Genomic DNA, 16380 nt, shown 5'->3' on the forward strand with positions numbered 1-16380 from the left:
TGGAACATTTACGGGATAGAAGACCAATTAGATGCTGAGATATACATCTTTGATCGTTATGGTAAATTATTAAAACAATTAAGCCCAAGTGGTCCAGGATGGGATGGAACGTATAATGGTAACCCAATGCCAACCAGTGACTATTGGTTTACGGTTGAGTATAGAGAACCAAACGATACGACAAATACAAGAAAACAATTTAAAGCTCACTTTACTTTAAAAAGGTAAATAAGCAAGATTAAATAACACCAATAAAAAAGCCTGAACAAATGTTCAGGCTTTTTTTATAATAAAATACTTTAAAAAGGTATTAGTTAACTTCAAAAGTAATTTTAAGGTTAACTCTAAAATCTACAACTTCACCATCTTCAACGCTAGCGCTTTGGTCTTGTACATAGACAGATCTAATATTTTTAACGCTTTTAGACGCATGCTTTACTGCTTTTTTAGTTGCATCTTCCCAACTTTTATCTGAGTTTGATAATACTTCAATTACTTTTAATACTGCCATAATATTTGATTTTTAATTATTGTTTGTTTCTTAAAATTACAAATTTTAATACAATAATCACAGATTTAAATATCCTAACAATATAGCAAACAGGATAAACAGTTCATTTTATTGGTTGAAATTAACCATTTAAGGCTACAACCGACTCGACTTTACCCGCTAACATCTCTTTAAGCATGTTTTCAATTCCGTTTTTTAATGTAAATGTTGAAGATGGACAACCGCTACATGCACCTTGTAAAATTACTTTTACTGTTTTAGTAGTTTCATCATAGGATTCAAATTGGATATTTCCTCCATCACTGGCAACTGCTGGTTTTACATATTCTTCTAGAATATTTACAATTTGCTTAGAGGTGTCATCCAATGTTTCAAAGTGTGCTTCTACTTTTTCGACAGATTTTTCTACAACTTCTGGAGCGTCTGGAGATACAATTTCTTTAGCATCTTCTATGTAATTTTTTATAAACTCTCTTAATTCAAAAGAAATGTCATTCCATTCTGCGATATCATATTTAGTGATTGATACATAGTTTTCGTCAAAAAAGACACTTTTTACAAACGGAAAATGAAATAAAGCAGTAGCCATAGGTGATGGCTTAGCAGTTTCGATAGATGTAAACTCGTAAGAAGAGGTTACTAATTTTTTGTTTGAAACAAATTTTAATACTGATGGGTTTGGCGTGCTTTCCGTGTAAACGGTTACAGCAACTTTTTTTGTTGCAGCTGTGTCTGATACAGCAATTCCTCCATCGTTAAGATACGTTTCAATTTGTTCTGCAACTTCAGTTTTAACATCGTTCCATTCTACAATATTATATCTTTCAATAGCTATAAAATTACTAGAGACGTATACTTTTTTTACAAATGGAAGATAAAATAATTGTTGTGCTAAAGGTGAGTCCTTAGCCTCGTCAATATTATTAAACTCAAAGCTTTGATGCTTAGTTATAAACTGGTTAAGTTCAAATTTTATTATGGTTGGGTTAGAGGTTTCTTGTATTGAAACTTTAAAATCACTCATTGTTGCTTTTTTTTTGCAAAAATACTAAAGAAAAGTATAGATATCTATTATATTTGATTTTTATAAAATTTAACGATTTTTGAGGTTTATTTGATAAAACATTTTTATCTTGAACCTTTAACTTTTACGATTGAAATTATACGTTGTAAATTTATATATTTGAGACTAACTTTTAATTTTTAATTTAAAAGTTAGTTATAAACCCAATAGCGTAGCTATTTTATAGACCTGTCTACCTCGAAATAAGAGATTATGAGATTAAAAAACATATTTTTAATAGCAATTGTTGCTTTATTTGGCACTCAACTTTTAAAAGCCCAAGAGGGATTACCAATCTACTCAGATTATTTAACGGATAACTATTACTTGATTCACCCATCTATGGCTGGTGCAGCAAATTGTGCTAAGCTTAGGGTTACAGGAAGACAGCAGTGGTTTGGAGATGATGATGCGCCTAAATTAATTACTGCTAGTGTAAATGGTAGAATTGGCGAGTCACAATCTGGTATTGGAGCTATTGTTTATAGCGATAAAAATGGTTACCACTCTCAAACAGGAGCCTATTTTACTTACGCACATCATTTAATGTTTTCTAGAAGTACTACTGACCTAAACCAATTGTCTTTTGGGTTAAGTGTTGGAGCAATACAATATAAGTTGGATGAAACAAGCTTTTTAGCTGATGGTTTTGATCCTATAATTGCAGGAATAGAGCAGTCTGCTACTAATTTTAATGTAGACTTTGGTTTTTCTTACTTTTTATATGATTTTTATGCACACGCAACCGTAAAAAACTTATTGAAAAATGATGGTATTAACTTTAACGAACAAGGTTTAAGTTACGATAATTTAAGAACTTACTTAGTGTCTGTTGGTAACACATTTGGAAGCTATGGTAGTGAATGGAGCTTTGAACCTTCTGCAATGTTTATGTATAGAGATGCTACAGAGGAAGCATCATTTGATATTAATCTTAAAGCTTACAAAACTGTTGACTTTGGTAAAGTTTGGGGAGGATTGTCTTACAGACGATCGTTAGATGGAGCAGAATTTAGAGATGGATCTGGAGTAAGCAGCCAAAAATTACAATATATAACACCAATATTAGGTGTGGAAGTAAACAATTTTGTGTTTGCTTATAATTATAGCTATCAAGCAAACTCTGTGGTGTTTAATAACGGAGGATTCCACCAATTAACTTTAGGATTTAACTTTAATTGTGGTAAAGAAAGATATAGTTGTAATTGTCCTGCAATTAACTAAGTTAACTATATAATTTATAAAAAAAGCCTCATTTTATGAGGCTTTTTTTATGAATTTAATTAATGGTTAGTATTTAACTCTTTAACATCAATGCTTCCATCAGGTGATATAACAAAGTATTTATGTTTAATTTCTGTTTTAATAACAGGTTCTTGTTTTTGCTCAGCTGGTTTAGGTGTAAAATGTAATTTTATTTCCATTCCAATTTGTACTACTGGTTCTAAAATAGAAGGGTTTATTACAATGTCATAGTTTTCGTAAGATAAGGGTTGGTAATAGTATGAGGTTTGTTTTTTTGCTTCAGTAACGCCTTTATCCTGTTTTAACGCCTGAAAAGATATACTATTATAAGCTTGATAGTTTTGATAAAAATCTTTAGGGAAATAACAATATTTTTGATCTGCCATTACAACATTATAATTGTCTAACTTAAAACCTAATAGGTTGTAATATTCTTTTTTATCAGATATTAAATTTAGTAGTTTAGTTTGAAGATTTTTGTAGACTTCAGTAATGTTTTCAATAAAATAATCCACTTTAACTAAGTTGTAAATTTCATTTTTAGCACAAGCAGTTAAAATCTTTTCAAACTGTTGTGATTTAGTAAACTGGATATGAATATTTTGTTGCAGCTCAAATCCTTTTGGGACTTCTGTATAGGTTTTACTAAATAGTTTTTTGGTGACTTCCACCTCATAAACTGGAACAAACGATATCACATCAATAGCAATATCCTTTTCTAAAATTCCTATCAAGGACAATTCACTTTTGATATTTGCAATACGATTATTTAAAAGACTATTAGTGGTTTCAGCAGTTTCGCCAATTTGCGAAACATTAAAAATAGCAGTGTAATTAGTTGCCTTTACATTTTGCAACGCTCTAACGTCAATTACAATAGTGCTATTAGGATTTAAATTAGGTGTGACTTGTCTAGGTGAGTTACCATAAGCAATAGCATTTCCGCTAGTTATATTTTGTCTGGAAATACCTTGATTAAGATTACCCATATGTTGAGCTTGGATGTTAATAGAAAGTAAAGTAAATAGGGCAAATAATTTAGTAAGTTTCATAATGGTTATAAGTTTTTATTTTGGTAAACCTATAAGCAACATATTTAAAACAAAAACTAGATTGAGTAAACTAACAACATTAATGAGTCAGTTTAGTATATAAATGAGTTAAGACTATAATTTTAGTTATTTTACTTATCAAATTGAAAAAAGTACATTTTATTTAATGGGCTAAAGTGCGTAAGTTTATGTTTTATAATTTAATAAATGAAAAACCTACGCATACTACTAACTATTTTATTGTGTTTAACAGCACAGCATATCATGCAAGCTCAACAACAGTTTAATAAAACTGATGATGATGTTACTTTTACCATAAAAGGATTAGTTAGAGAGGTAGATACTTATAATCCTGTTGTGGATGTCAATATCCAAGTTAATGGAGGCTCTTACACTAGCACAAGTTTAAGTGGTGAGTTTAGGATTAGTGTAAAAATAGGAGATGAGATTATGATTAGTCATAAAGATTTTGAGACTATTTATTACACCGTAAAGTCCCATGACGATTTAACAGTTGAAGTGCATGCGTTAATTGAAGATGCTTACGTTAAAAAAATAAAAACAAAATCAAATTCGTTTAAAAGCACCATAGATTCTGCTGTTTTTTACAAGAAAATTTCAGCCGAAAAAAGTATACAATTTATAACCGAAAGTATTCCCAAAAGCACATCTGTTAAGCAAAATGCCGAAGCTTTTGAGGTCTTGGCAGATGTCTATATGTATTGGAAACAATACGATTTAGCAGTAACAAACTATCGTATAAGTTTAAATAATGTAAATGCAACAGATGTTAATTTAAAATTAGCTAAAGCCTATTTTAAAAACAAAAACCACCAAGAAAGTTTAGCAATATATAATAGTTTAAAAACTAGCGATTTGTCTAATTGGCAAAACGTAATACGTTACGAAGGATTAGGTGATGTATATGCTCAAATCAATCAAAACAGTAAAGCAACGCAAGCTTATACAGAAGGATTAAAAATAGCGACTACCAATCAAATTTTGCCAAAAATAACAGATCTAAATTCTAAATTAGGAGAGGTTTATAATTCAGAAGGTAATAAGGCTAAAGCCGAAGTGTTACTAGAAAACTCTGTAGCACTTGCTGCTCAAGAAAATAAAACAAGAGAGGTTGAACAAAAAATTAAGTTTGCAGATTTTCAAAATGTCAACCAATCTTACGATCAAGAAATTAAAACTAGAAAAGAGATTATTAAGGATATCGCTGTTATTGAAAAAGACTCTGTAATAGCTAACGAGAGTAACATCACAAAACAAAAACAAAACTATAAAATTGGTAATGCATATTTCCTTCAAAAAGAGTATAAAGAAGCCATTCCATATCTAGAAAAAAGTATTGAAGAAGCAGATAAAAAAGAAGACTTAATAGTTAAAAAAGATGCGACTAAAAAACTAACAGATGTGTATGTCGAGTCTGGTAATTTTAGCGAAGCTAAATTAATGTTTGACGAGTACGTTAAAACTGTGGACCAACTATACATTAAAAAAGAGCAAGAAATATCGCAAGCAGCACGATTTAATAAAAGTATTGCCGAAAAGCAAAACCGAATTACAACTCTAGAAACAGACCGAAAGTTGACGCTAAGTCAAGTTGAATTATCTGAAGAAAAAAATAAAAGTCAGCAACTTATTATATATTCATTAATAGGTGGTTTATTCCTGTTGGCAGTAACAGCTTATTTGATGTTTAAATATATAAAACAACAAAAATTAGCAAACAATTTATTGGCATTAAAGTCTTTACGTAGCCAAATGAATCCGCATTTTATTTTTAATGCACTAAACTCGGTAAACAGTTTTATTGCGACTAATGACGAGAGGACTGCAAACAAATACCTATCCGATTTTTCTAAATTAATGCGTGCAGTTTTAGAGAATTCTGAAGAAGATTTTATTCCGCTTCAAAAAGAAATTGAACTTATAGAATTATACACTAAGTTGGAGCATTTCAGGTTTAAGGATAAGTTTGAATACACCATAAATATAGACAAAACTATAGATATCGAAGCCTACCAGATTCCGCCAATGTTACTTCAGCCATATATTGAAAACGCAGTTTGGCATGGACTACGATATAAAAATGACATGGGATTGTTAGAGATTTCAATAACCAAAAAACAAAAAGGTGTAATAGCAATTACCATTGCAGATAATGGTATTGGACGTAAAAAATCTAAAAGTTTAAAGACCCAAAATCAACAAAAACACAACTCTAAAGGATTAGGAAATATTAAAAAACGTGTCTCTATTTTAAACCAAATGTACAAAGACAAAGTCGATGTGTATATAGACGATAATACAACTGAAGGTGACGTTGGGACAAAAGTGGTGGTAACCTTAAAGAAAGATTAATTATGAAACTAAACGCAATATTAGTAGAAGACGAAGCACAAAGTAGAGCCATATTAAAAAACTATTTAACCAAATACTGTCCTAAAGTTAATATAATTGGAGAGGCAGAAAATATTAACGAAGCCTTAGAGTTAATACGTACCTTAGATTTAGACCTAGTGTTTTTAGATGTAGAGATGCCATATGGTAACGCATTTGATTTATTAGACAAAGTTGGTGATCGCGATTTCGAAACCATATTTGTAACCGCTTATAATAACTACGCAATGGATGCCCTAAATGCACACGCCTCTTATTATTTAATGAAACCAATAGATATTGACGAGTTGATTAAAGCAGTAGACTACGTTTCTGAAATTAAGTCAAAAGAAGACGCGTTACAAGACCAAGTATTAATACCTAAAACCAATAATGTAGAAGGTAAAATAACCATTCCACAACAAGACGGTTTTGAGGTGTTAAATACCAAAGATATTTTATATTGTAAAGCAGATGATAATTATACTGAGATCTATTTAAACAACAATAAAAAGAAAGTTGTCAGTAAGACACTAAAATATTTTGAAGACGCACTAACACCATCAGGATTTGCTCGTGTGCACAAAAGCTACCTTATTAATGTAGCCGAAGTCGTTAAATACGTAAAAGGAAAAGGAGGAAGTGTAATACTTAGTAACGGACAAGAAATTATGGTATCTGCTTCAAAAAAATCAGATTTATTATCATACTTTAAATAATACAATACGTCAGTTCTGGTGTTTTTAGAGTAACTAACAAAAAAAACATAAAACAAATAACACATGCCAATAATAAAACCAGTAAACGGTAAAGCACCACAAATTACAGAAGACTGTTACATAGCCGAAAACGCAACCATAGTAGGCGACGTTCAAATAGGCAAACAATGCAGCATTTGGTTTAATGCAGTGCTACGTGGTGACGTAAATTATATAAAATTAGGAGACAAAGTCAATGTACAAGATGGAGCAGTCGTGCATTGTACCTATCAAAAATACCCAACTATTATAGGTAATAATGTATCCATTGGTCACAATGCTATAGTCCATGGATGCACAATTCACGACAACGTGTTAATAGGTATGGGAAGCATCGTAATGGATAATTGCGTTGTAGAAAGTAACAGTATAATAGCAGCAGGAGCTGTCGTAACCCAAAATACAATAGTCCAATCAGGAAGCATTTACGCAGGTGTACCAGCAAAAAAAGTCAAAGACATTAGTAAAGAGTTAATCAATGGAGAAATAAATCGTATTGCCGATAATTACGTCAAATACTCAGGTTGGTTTAAAGAGTAATTTTTGGGCGTTACCACAAGGGTCGCGTCATCCATTATATCTTTTTTTGCCATATATGTCAGCAAAAAAAGGATGTCATTACTACCGCTAACGCAACCTATCGCAAGACTTGGACTCAATAGTAAGAATTAGTTCTTCCACAGATGTTAAGGACGCAATAGCTTTGCTTGACAAAAAAGGTTGAAACGTGTTATTGGTTTTGGATAATATAATTGGGTAACTGAAATTTTCAGTTTTAAATTTTGCTTCAAACGCGTCAATATGTAAAAATTCAATTTCTAAATCAGTTCTATTTCTAAAATCCTTCCAAATTGTATTTTCTGTAAACCTGTTAAACGTTAAAGCACATAAATTACAAGCGTAAGTTTTAGGGCTAAATAATTTATGTGCAATATCAAGTGCTAGGTTTTTAAAACCTGATTTGGCATTATAAACAAATACTAGTGTAGTCATTTACACTAAGTCGAAAAACATTTAAAATAATTACTTTCTGTAATTAAAAGGTTTGTCTTCGTAAAAATGTTCAAATGTTTTATCCGTAAAGTAGTGGTCTTTTAATACTTTATAAACCATAATAGCTACAAAAATTTGTCCAATAACAGTTAGGTAAAAGACCCAACTAAAGGATATGTTCATGGCTACCATAATGGTAACAGTAATTAATAGTAAGGTAGTAATGACCACCCAAAGCATTGCAGGCGTTTTCATAGTTTTTATTTACAATTTACTAAAAACTAGAGTAATATGTTTTGTGTGGCTCGTTAATTTATTTATAAAATTAAGTAATACTAATATTTACAACCAGACCTTCATTACTTCTAATGTTACAAACAGTGTTGTCTTCAAAAATTAAATATTGTCCTTTAATACCTTTTAAAACACCTGTGTAATGTGGTGTTTTAGTAAAGTTTAAAGACTTAGGTTTTGTTGGATATTGTAAGACTGGAAATTCAATATTAGTTTCCTGATTATCTTCAATAAAATATTGTTTTGCTTCGTCAGGTATATACTGTTTTAGCTTATCACGCCATTCAATTAAATTTTCATCCTTAATATCATTTTTAAGCATGGTACGCCAATTAGTTTTGTCGCCAACATAATCCTTTAAAGCAACTTCAGTAATACCAGCCAGATATCTGTTTGGCACTTCAACAATTTCGATAGCTTCATGCGCACCTTGATCAATCCAACGCGTTGGGACTTGACCTTTTCTAGTTACACCAACTTTTATATTGCTAGAATTAGCTAAATAGACAATATGTGGTTGTAACTGTACTTGTTTTTCGTAAGCCAAATCACGTTCTTCAATATCCAAATGCGCTTGACTTAACTCGGGTTTCATAATCCAATCTGCTGCTTGCGGAATCTCAAAAAAGCAACTTTTACAAAAACCTTGACGATAAATAGGCTTATCTAAATGGCAATTTAGACACTCGTATTTTACAAAACTAAACGTTAAGGTTTTGTCTAATAATTGGTTAATATTAATAAAGTCATTTTTAAAAACCATATAGTAGTTTATAGGTTTAGAAAACTCGGTTTGCATTTTTGTCAACACACCTTGGTAGGTCATAAAAAAAAGTATTATTTTTAAAACTTAAAGATACAAATAACTATGCCAATTCCTCTTGTTAATTCTATTGCTTCATGGTTTTTAAAGAAGCGTTTTCATCAAATAGAGTTGTTTTTAAAGTATCCAAATGAGGTGCAGCAAGAGCTATTATTTAGTTTACTAGATATTGCTAAAGACACTGAGGTTGGTAAAAAGCACGAATTTGCTTCAATAAAAAACTATGCAACCTTTGCGGATCGCGTACCAATATCTACTTACGAGGATTTACAGGATAGTATTGAGCGCTCAAGACAAGGTGTAAATAATATTTTTTGGCCAAAGCCAATTAAGTGGTTTGCAAAATCTAGTGGTACAACCAGTGCTAAAAGTAAGTTTATTCCTGTTAGTTTTGACAGTTTAGAGGAGTGTCATTATGCAGCAAGTAAAGACTTGCTATGTATGTATCTCAATAATAATGAAGACTCGCAATTATTTACAGGTAAAAGCTTAAGGTTAGGAGGTAGTAAGGAACTGTACAAAGAAAACGGAACTGCATTTGGAGATTTAAGCGCTATTTTAATAGACAATATGCCTTTTTGGGCAGAGTTTAGTAGTACACCAAGTAGTAAGGTTAGTTTAATGAGTGATTGGGAAACTAAAATGGCTGCTATAGTTAACGAGACTATAAACGAAAACGTGACCAGTCTTGCAGGAGTACCAAGTTGGATGTTAGTTTTACTTAATAACGTATTAGATAAAACTGATAAAACAAGCTTATTTGACGTTTGGCCTAATCTAGAAGTGTATTTTCATGGAGGTGTAAGCTTTAATCCGTATATCGAGCAATACCGAAACATTTTACCTAAAAAAGATTTTAAATATTACGAAATTTATAATGCATCGGAAGGTTTTTTTGCAATTCAAGATCAAAATTACTCTGGCGATTTATTGTTAATGTTAGACTATGGTATTTTTTACGAGTTTATCCCAATGGATACATTTGGGACCAAAGACCAAAAAGTAATACCATTAAGTGAGGTGCAACTTAATAAAAACTATGCAGTTGTAATTACAACTAATGCTGGGCTTTGGCGTTATATGATAGGTGATACCGTAAGGTTTGTCTCTATCAGTCCCTATCGTATAAAAGTGTCAGGACGCACAAAACACCACATTAATGTTTTTGGTGAAGAGTTGATTATTGAAAACGCTGAAGATGCTTTAAAAAAAGTATGTAAAAAGACGAAGTCAGAAATTGTAGATTACACAGCAGCTCCAATATTTATGGAAGGTAAAGAAAAAGGTGCGCATGAGTGGTTAATCGAGTTTAAAACGCCTCCAAAGGATATTAATTATTTTAATGAGCTGTTTGATAATGCACTTAAAAGTCTAAACTCAGACTATGAAGCTAAACGTTATAATAATATGACATTAAATAAACCAAAAATACATATAGCTAGAGAGCAGTTGTTTTATGATTGGTTAAAGCAAAATAATAAGCTTGGAGGCCAACACAAAGTCCCAAGACTATCTAATACGCGTCAATATATGGACGAGCTAATACTTTTAAATACATAGGTAATAGTTAGTGTTATTTACTGTTCTTTTTAACTAATGTCTATTTTATAATTATCATAGTTTAAATAAATCAGTCTATTTATTTGGTTATCAAACAAATAAAACATATATTAGTCTTGCTATTAATCTGGCTTTAAGGGAAGTCATATTGAATTTAATCAAGAAAAAACCACTTTAAACATCTGTCTAAAGTGGTTTTTTTAATTGCGTAAACTATAATTTAAGAGACTGCTTTTAATTTTTTAATAGTAGTCTTGCTTAATTTTTGTTCAGCGTAAGCTTTTGTTACGTTTAGTTTTTTAGTGTCACTTCCAGGAAGTTCAAACATGGCGTCCGTAAGGATTTCTTCGCACAAGCTTCTTAATCCACGAGCACCAAGTTTATACTCTATAGCTTTGTCAACAATAAAGTCTAAAGCACCATCGGTTAAACTTAGCTCTATTTCGTCCATTTCAAACAGCTTTTTATATTGTTTGATAATGGCGTTTTTAGGCTCTGTTAATATAGCTCTTAACGTTTTACCGTCAAGTGGATCCATGTAAGTTAAAACAGGTAAACGCCCAATAATTTCTGGTATTAAACCAAAGTCTTTTAAATCCTTAGGGATAATATATTGTAATAAATTATTGTGGTCTACAACATCTTCTTTAATAGATGCACTATAACCTACAGCTTGCATGTTTAATCGTTTTGAGATTACACGCTCAATACCATCAAAAGCACCACCAGCAATAAATAAAATATTTTCGGTATCTACTTCAATAAACTTTTGGTCAGGATGTTTACGACCACCTTTTGGCGGAACGTTAACTACAGTACCTTCTAAAAGTTTTAGTAAAGCCTGTTGTACACCTTCGCCAGAGACATCTCTAGTTATTGAAGGGTTATCACTTTTACGTGCTATTTTGTCAATCTCGTCTATAAACACAATACCTTTTTGTGCTTTATCTAAATTGTAATCTGCAGCTTGTAATAATCGTGTTAAAATACTTTCTACATCTTCACCAACATAACCTGCTTCTGTTAACACAGTAGCATCTACAATAGCTAAGGGTACATTTAACATTTTTGCAATGGTTTTAGCCATTAATGTTTTACCTGTACCTGTTTGTCCAACCATTATAATGTTTGATTTTTGAATTTCAATATCATCATTAGTTGGAGGTTGTAATAAACGTTTGTAGTGGTTGTAAACTGCTACAGACATTACTTTTTTGGTGTATTCTTGACCAATAATATACTGATCTAAAAAGCTGTTTATTTTTTGCGGCTTTTTCAGCATCAATTCTGCTGAAAGATCTTTAGTGTCTTCTTCTTTAGATTCTTCAACAACAATACCATGTGCTTGCTCAATACATCTATCACAGATGTGTGCATCTAAACCAGCAATTAATAAATTGGTTTCTGGCTTTTTCCTACCACAAAACGAACATTCTAATTCTTCCTTTGCCATTTTTTTTGTTTAAAAGTCAATAGTTAATTGTAAGCTATAAAATGATAACTTATAATTAAAATGACCCTTTAATTTAAATATTTAGTTACGAGCTAAAATCTCGTCAATCATTCCGTATTCCTTAGCTTTGTCAGCTTTCATCCAGTAATCTCTATCACTATCTTCATACACTTTATCATAATCTTGTCCAGAATGCTTACTAATAATCTTGTAAAGTTCTTCCTTAAGGATTAAAATCTCACGTGCAGTAATTTCTATATCACTAGCTTGACCTTGTGCACCACCTAAAGGTTGGTGTATCATTACGCGAGAGTGTGTTAATCCACTACGCTTGCCTTTTGCTCCTGCACATAATAATACTGCTCCCATTGAGGCTGCCATACCTGTACATATAGTTGCTACATCTGGTTTAATAAATTGCATAGTGTCGTAGATACCTAATCCAGCATATACGCTTCCTCCTGGAGAGTTAATATATATTTGGATGTCTTTATTAGCATCTGTACTTTCTAAAAATAATAATTGTGCTTGAATAATATTAGCAACCTGGTCATTAATACCTGTTCCTAAAAATATAATTCTATCCATCATTAAACGCGAAAACACATCAAATATAGCAATGTTCATTTGACGCTCTTCAATAATGTTTGGCGTTAAGTTAGTAGGATACATACTACTTATAATTTTGTTGTAATACGTACTACTTATACCTTGATCTTTTATAGCGAATTTTTCGAATTCTTTTCCGTAATCCATAGTCTGCTTAAATGTTATTTTAATTGAAAAAATTAGGCGTTGTTTAGTCTTGCTAAACAACGCCTAAAGATAATGATTATTTTGTTAAACCGCTCCCAATACATTCTTATCAAATTGATAAAAAGATAATAGAGGGTTTATTATTTATCACCATATACTTCTTTGACAAAAGCTTCATAAGACATTTCTTTAGTCTTAATGTTAGCTTTTTCTTTGTATAGGTCCAATAGTTTTTGACTTACTACTTGCTCAGAAATACGTCTTACTTCTTCTTGGTTACCTAATACACGTGCAGCGATGTCGTCTAATTCTTTTTCAGAAGGATTTAATTGTCCAAACTGTGCCATTTGCATTTTAATCATGTTTTTGGCACTTGTTTTAACGTCTTCAAAGTCTACTTTAAGGTCGTTGTCTGACATTAATTTACCTTCAATAAGTTGGTAACGTAAGCTTTTTTCTGATTTTTCGTATTCTTCTTTAGCAGTCGCTTCATCCATTTCTTTTTCACCTGCAACTTGCATCCATTTAGTAAGGAATTCTGCTGGTAAATCAAATTTAGTATTGTCTACTAAGTATTCTGTTACGTCGTTTAATAATTTTTGATCAGATTGTTGTACAAATTGCTTTTCAGCATCTTCTTTGATCTTAGCTTTAAGTTCTGATGCAGATTTTACTACGTCTTTACCAAAAAGTTTATCAAATAATTCTTGATCTAAATCTGCTAATTCACGACTATTTATTTCTGTTATTGTAAAAGTAACTTCTATATCTAATCCGTGAGCATCATCATGTTGGATTTTTAAAGCGTTCATTAATTCATGATCGTCTTCGTATAATCCTTTAGTTTTTAATGTTATTACATCACCAACTTTAGCTCCAATAAATTTCTTTTCTGTTGCTTTACCTTTAAACTTGTCTAAAGTAATAGTAACTGTGTTGTCTATTTCTTTTTCTTCGTTTTTAAAAGTTCCGGTGATTTCGCTATCCTTTTTAACTTCAGTTTCTGATACGATTTTACCGTATTGTTTTTGGATGCGTTCCACTTGCTCATCAATCATTTTGTCATCTGCAACGATGTTATAATGTGTAATGGCTGTTTTGCTTTTTAAATCTACGCTAAATTCTGGAGCTAGACCTAATTCAAATTCAAAAGCAAAAGAATCAGACTCCCAGTTTATTTCATCTTGTTGCTTAGGTAATGGTTGACCTAATACGTCTAATTTTTCTTCAGTTAAATATTTGTTTAATGCATCTTGAAGTAATTTGTTTACTTCATCTACTAATACAGCTTTACCGTATTGTTTTTTTACCATTCCCATTGGTACTTGACCTTTTCTAAATCCTGGGATGTTAGCTGTTTTTCTGTAGTCTACTAAGATTTTTTCAACCTTATCGTTATAATCTTCTTTAACGATTTCTACTTTTACTACAGCATTTAATGCATCAATGTTTTCTCTTGTAATATTCATTTATAAATGATATAAAGCCCTAAAAGGGCATTTAACACTAGTTTTTTTTAATTAAAAAGGTGTGCAAAAGTACTACTTTTTTATAGTATTGCAAAGTTTTTAACATGTTGTGTTACAGACTATTTTAAGTTTTACTTGGTTTTAGTGTCTGACTTTAAAAAGGATTGTAATAGGGATTGTAAGATAGATAGCAAAATACTAAATAAAATAGCAGTCCAAATACTTGAAACAGTAAAGCCATCTATAAATTTATCTGCTAATAGTATTATTAAACCATTAATTACAAATAAAAACAAACCTAAAGTTATAATGGTAATAGGGAAGGTTAGTATGACAAGTATAGGTTTTACTAATAAGTTTAATATTGATAAAACAATTGCCACTATAATTGCTGTTAAGTAGCTGTCTACAACTACTCCGTTTAATATATGTGCTAAAACAAATACTGCTATAGCGTTAAGTAATAATCTTATAATTAAGTTCATAATTTATGTTTTAGTTATTAGACCTTAATTTACAAAATTTGTTACAGCATTATAAAAATCTTCGGGATTTTCTGCATGCAACCAATGTCCTGCATTACTTATGGTAATTATGTTTGCTTCCGGAAAATGGTTTTTAATTATTGCTTCATCTTGGTTGCCTATATATTCGCTTTTATCACCTCTTAAAAATAGTGTGTCTCCTTCAAATTTTGCGTGTATAGGTAATGCTTCTCCAACTTCCGAAACATTTTCTGTTAAAGCTTCCAAATTCATCCTTAGTGCTAATTTTCCTTTTTCTATCCAATACAGGTTTTTTAATAAAAACTGTCTTGTGCCAAAATCAGATACATAGTTGGCTAGTTGTTTGTCGGCTTGACTTCGACTTTTTAAAACATTAAAGTCTAAGCTATTTAAACCTTGTAAAATGGCATCGTGATGGATAGGATAAAAACGTGGAGATATATCTGCAATAATTAATTTGCTAACAAGTTCTGGATACAGCGTAGCAAATAACATAGCTGTTTTTCCTCCCATGGAATGTCCTAATAAAATGGCGTCTTTTATTTGGTTAGCGTCAAAATAATGTTTTAGATCTTCTGCTAAAGCTTCGTAATGAAAACTATCATCATGAAAACTTCTACCATGATTACGTTGGTCTACAAGATGGACTTGAAAATGCTCAGCAAATTGATTACCTAGAGTTTTCCAATTATCACTCATGCCTAAAAAGCCATGAAGAATGACAAATGGTTTACCTTCTCCTATAATATTTGAGTGTAAGAGCATATGGATTTATTTTAGTTTGTTTTTATACATGTTAACCACGTTTTCTATGCCTAAATATAAACTTTCAGAAACTAAAGCATGTCCTATGGATACTTCTAATAATCCTGGCATATTTTGTTTAAAATACTGGATATTATCCAAAGATAAATCATGTCCTGCATTAACACCAAGTCCTAAATTATTAGCTAGTTCGGCACATTTTGTATAAGGTAATATGGCTTCTTTGTTGCCTAAACTATATTGATGTGCAAAAGCTTCGGTGTATAATTCAATTCTATCTGTTCCTGTAGCTTTGGCACCTTCTATTTGTGCTAAATCAGGATCTACAAATATGGATGTTCTGATGCCTTTTTTCTTAAATTCAGTAATAACTTCAACTAAAAAAGCTTTATGTTTAATGGTGTCCCAACCTGCATTACTAGTTAAAGTATCAATACTATCAGGTACTAAGGTTACTTGTGTTGGTTGTAACTCTAAAACCATATCCATAAATTTAGGGATTGGATTACCTTCAATATTATACTCGGTATAAACTACAGGTTTTAAATCGTAAGCATCTTGATATCTAATATGACGTTCGTCTGGTCTTGGATGTATAGTGACGCCTTCTGCTCCAAAACGTTGGACGTCTTTAGCAAACTGAACGACATTAGGTGTGTTGCCTCCACGAGAGTTTCTTAAAGTAGCAATCTTGTTGATGTTTACGCTTAATTTTGTCATACTATTATTTAATTTAATAAT

General features: G+C 31.2%; 18 protein-coding genes. 6 read left to right on the forward strand and 12 right to left on the reverse strand.

What is annotated here, in order from left to right; translation table 11 throughout:
• Positions 1-228: T9SS type B sorting domain-containing protein (locus M890_RS16035; protein WP_036597425.1), on the forward strand; the 228-nt coding region annotated here is incomplete at its 5' end.
• 82 nt (positions 229-310) lie between these two features.
• Here M890_RS16035 and M890_RS0110080 read toward each other — a convergent pair.
• Both M890_RS0110080 and M890_RS0110085 read right to left on the reverse strand, forming a co-directional pair.
• Positions 311-511: a dodecin family protein gene (locus tag M890_RS0110080; RefSeq protein ID WP_028283420.1), complete on the reverse strand. Its 201-nt coding sequence runs from the start codon at positions 509-511 to the stop codon at positions 311-313.
• A gap of 121 nt (positions 512-632) precedes the next feature.
• Entirely contained in the window at positions 633-1535 is a 903-nt protein-coding gene (locus M890_RS0110085; protein ID WP_028283421.1) for a NifU family protein, read from the reverse strand.
• A 252-nt stretch (positions 1536-1787) separates the two neighbouring features.
• Here M890_RS0110085 and M890_RS0110090 point away from each other — a divergent pair, with 252 nt between their 5' ends.
• Positions 1788-2798, forward strand: a complete 1011-nt coding sequence (locus M890_RS0110090; protein WP_028283422.1) for a PorP/SprF family type IX secretion system membrane protein — start codon at positions 1788-1790, stop codon at positions 2796-2798.
• A 59-nt stretch (positions 2799-2857) separates the two neighbouring features.
• Here the strand turns inward: M890_RS0110090 and M890_RS0110095 are convergent, their stop codons facing one another.
• Complete coding sequence (locus tag M890_RS0110095; RefSeq protein WP_036597427.1) at positions 2858-3871, reverse strand: SIMPL domain-containing protein; 1014 nt, start codon at positions 3869-3871, stop codon at positions 2858-2860.
• A gap of 207 nt (positions 3872-4078) precedes the next feature.
• On the opposite strand from M890_RS0110095, the gene M890_RS0110100 reads away from it, so the two are divergent.
• The 3 genes from M890_RS0110100 (at position 4079) to M890_RS0110110 (ending at position 7560) form a co-directional block, all read left to right on the forward strand.
• A complete protein-coding gene (locus M890_RS0110100) occupies positions 4079-6244 on the forward strand; it encodes a tetratricopeptide repeat-containing sensor histidine kinase (protein WP_028283424.1) in 2166 nt (721 codons plus the stop codon).
• Between the two features lie 2 nt (positions 6245-6246).
• On the forward strand, positions 6247-6981 hold the full coding sequence (locus M890_RS0110105; protein WP_028283425.1) for a LytR/AlgR family response regulator transcription factor: 735 nt from the start codon (positions 6247-6249) through the stop codon (positions 6979-6981).
• Positions 6982-7044: 63 nt separating this feature from the next.
• Positions 7045-7560 (forward strand): gamma carbonic anhydrase family protein, encoded by a 516-nt coding sequence (locus M890_RS0110110; protein ID WP_028283426.1) that lies wholly within the window; start codon positions 7045-7047, stop codon positions 7558-7560.
• 87 nt (positions 7561-7647) lie between these two features.
• On the opposite strand, the gene M890_RS0110115 is transcribed toward M890_RS0110110, so the two are convergent.
• The 3 genes from M890_RS0110115 to M890_RS0110125 all read right to left on the reverse strand — a co-directional run bounded on the left by M890_RS0110115 (position 7648) and on the right by M890_RS0110125 (position 9133).
• The gene (locus tag M890_RS0110115; RefSeq protein WP_028283427.1) at positions 7648-8013 is read right to left on the reverse strand and encodes a hypothetical protein; all 366 of its coding nucleotides are present in this window, start codon (positions 8011-8013) and stop codon (positions 7648-7650) included.
• Positions 8014-8043: 30 nt separating this feature from the next.
• Positions 8044-8268 (reverse strand): hypothetical protein, encoded by a 225-nt coding sequence (locus tag M890_RS0110120; protein WP_028283428.1) that lies wholly within the window; start codon positions 8266-8268, stop codon positions 8044-8046.
• 70 nt (positions 8269-8338) lie between these two features.
• Positions 8339-9133, reverse strand: coding sequence for a DUF2797 domain-containing protein (locus M890_RS0110125; RefSeq protein ID WP_028283429.1), 795 nt, complete (start codon positions 9131-9133; stop codon positions 8339-8341).
• 42 nt (positions 9134-9175) lie between these two features.
• Between M890_RS0110125 and M890_RS0110130 the strand changes: the two genes are divergently transcribed.
• Positions 9176-10690 (forward strand): GH3 auxin-responsive promoter family protein, encoded by a 1515-nt coding sequence (locus M890_RS0110130; RefSeq protein WP_028283430.1) that lies wholly within the window; start codon positions 9176-9178, stop codon positions 10688-10690.
• A 220-nt stretch (positions 10691-10910) separates the two neighbouring features.
• Here the strand turns inward: M890_RS0110130 and clpX are convergent, their stop codons facing one another.
• From clpX to M890_RS0110160, 6 genes are all read right to left on the reverse strand, one after another.
• Positions 10911-12143: an ATP-dependent Clp protease ATP-binding subunit ClpX gene (clpX, locus tag M890_RS0110135; protein ID WP_028283431.1), complete on the reverse strand. Its 1233-nt coding sequence runs from the start codon at positions 12141-12143 to the stop codon at positions 10911-10913.
• Positions 12144-12224: 81 nt separating this feature from the next.
• Positions 12225-12899, reverse strand: coding sequence for an ATP-dependent Clp endopeptidase proteolytic subunit ClpP (gene clpP / locus M890_RS0110140; RefSeq protein WP_028283432.1), 675 nt, complete (start codon positions 12897-12899; stop codon positions 12225-12227).
• A gap of 140 nt (positions 12900-13039) precedes the next feature.
• Positions 13040-14368, reverse strand: coding sequence for a trigger factor (tig, locus tag M890_RS0110145; protein ID WP_028283433.1), 1329 nt, complete (start codon positions 14366-14368; stop codon positions 13040-13042).
• A 131-nt stretch (positions 14369-14499) separates the two neighbouring features.
• Positions 14500-14853 (reverse strand): phage holin family protein, encoded by a 354-nt coding sequence (locus M890_RS0110150; RefSeq protein WP_028283434.1) that lies wholly within the window; start codon positions 14851-14853, stop codon positions 14500-14502.
• Positions 14854-14877: 24 nt separating this feature from the next.
• Entirely contained in the window at positions 14878-15639 is a 762-nt protein-coding gene (locus M890_RS0110155) for an alpha/beta fold hydrolase (protein ID WP_028283435.1), read from the reverse strand.
• A 6-nt stretch (positions 15640-15645) separates the two neighbouring features.
• The gene (locus M890_RS0110160; protein WP_028283436.1) at positions 15646-16359 is read right to left on the reverse strand and encodes a pyridoxine 5'-phosphate synthase; all 714 of its coding nucleotides are present in this window, start codon (positions 16357-16359) and stop codon (positions 15646-15648) included.
• Between the last annotated feature and the right edge of the window lie 21 nt (positions 16360-16380).

It is taken from the genome of Olleya marilimosa CAM030 (assembly GCF_000518485.1).
GTDB classification, from domain to species: domain Bacteria; phylum Bacteroidota; class Bacteroidia; order Flavobacteriales; family Flavobacteriaceae; genus Olleya; species Olleya marilimosa.

What these genes read in the sequence shown, in the direction of transcription:
- M890_RS0110155 (WP_028283435.1), bottom strand. Translation starts at nt 15,639, where the DNA reads ATGCTCTTACACTCAAATATTATAGGAGAAGGTAAACCATTTGTCATT.
- clpX (WP_028283431.1), bottom strand. Translation starts at nt 12,143, where the DNA reads ATGGCAAAGGAAGAATTAGAATGTTCGTTTTGTGGTAGGAAAAAGCCA.
- M890_RS0110120 (WP_028283428.1), bottom strand. Translation starts at nt 8,268, where the DNA reads ATGAAAACGCCTGCAATGCTTTGGGTGGTCATTACTACCTTACTATTA.
- tig (WP_028283433.1), bottom strand. Translation starts at nt 14,368, where the DNA reads ATGAATATTACAAGAGAAAACATTGATGCATTAAATGCTGTAGTAAAA.
- M890_RS0110150 (WP_028283434.1), bottom strand. Translation starts at nt 14,853, where the DNA reads ATGAACTTAATTATAAGATTATTACTTAACGCTATAGCAGTATTTGTT.
- M890_RS0110085 (WP_028283421.1), bottom strand. Translation starts at nt 1,535, where the DNA reads ATGAGTGATTTTAAAGTTTCAATACAAGAAACCTCTAACCCAACCATA.
- M890_RS0110110 (WP_028283426.1), top strand. Translation starts at nt 7,045, where the DNA reads ATGCCAATAATAAAACCAGTAAACGGTAAAGCACCACAAATTACAGAA.
- M890_RS0110125 (WP_028283429.1), bottom strand. Translation starts at nt 9,133, where the DNA reads ATGACCTACCAAGGTGTGTTGACAAAAATGCAAACCGAGTTTTCTAAA.
- M890_RS0110160 (WP_028283436.1), bottom strand. Translation starts at nt 16,359, where the DNA reads ATGACAAAATTAAGCGTAAACATCAACAAGATTGCTACTTTAAGAAAC.
- M890_RS0110105 (WP_028283425.1), top strand. Translation starts at nt 6,247, where the DNA reads ATGAAACTAAACGCAATATTAGTAGAAGACGAAGCACAAAGTAGAGCC.
- M890_RS0110130 (WP_028283430.1), top strand. Translation starts at nt 9,176, where the DNA reads ATGCCAATTCCTCTTGTTAATTCTATTGCTTCATGGTTTTTAAAGAAG.
- M890_RS0110090 (WP_028283422.1), top strand. Translation starts at nt 1,788, where the DNA reads ATGAGATTAAAAAACATATTTTTAATAGCAATTGTTGCTTTATTTGGC.
- clpP (WP_028283432.1), bottom strand. Translation starts at nt 12,899, where the DNA reads ATGGATTACGGAAAAGAATTCGAAAAATTCGCTATAAAAGATCAAGGT.
- M890_RS0110115 (WP_028283427.1), bottom strand. Translation starts at nt 8,013, where the DNA reads ATGACTACACTAGTATTTGTTTATAATGCCAAATCAGGTTTTAAAAAC.
- M890_RS0110100 (WP_028283424.1), top strand. Translation starts at nt 4,079, where the DNA reads ATGAAAAACCTACGCATACTACTAACTATTTTATTGTGTTTAACAGCA.
- M890_RS0110080 (WP_028283420.1), bottom strand. Translation starts at nt 511, where the DNA reads ATGGCAGTATTAAAAGTAATTGAAGTATTATCAAACTCAGATAAAAGT.
- M890_RS0110095 (WP_036597427.1), bottom strand. Translation starts at nt 3,871, where the DNA reads ATGAAACTTACTAAATTATTTGCCCTATTTACTTTACTTTCTATTAAC.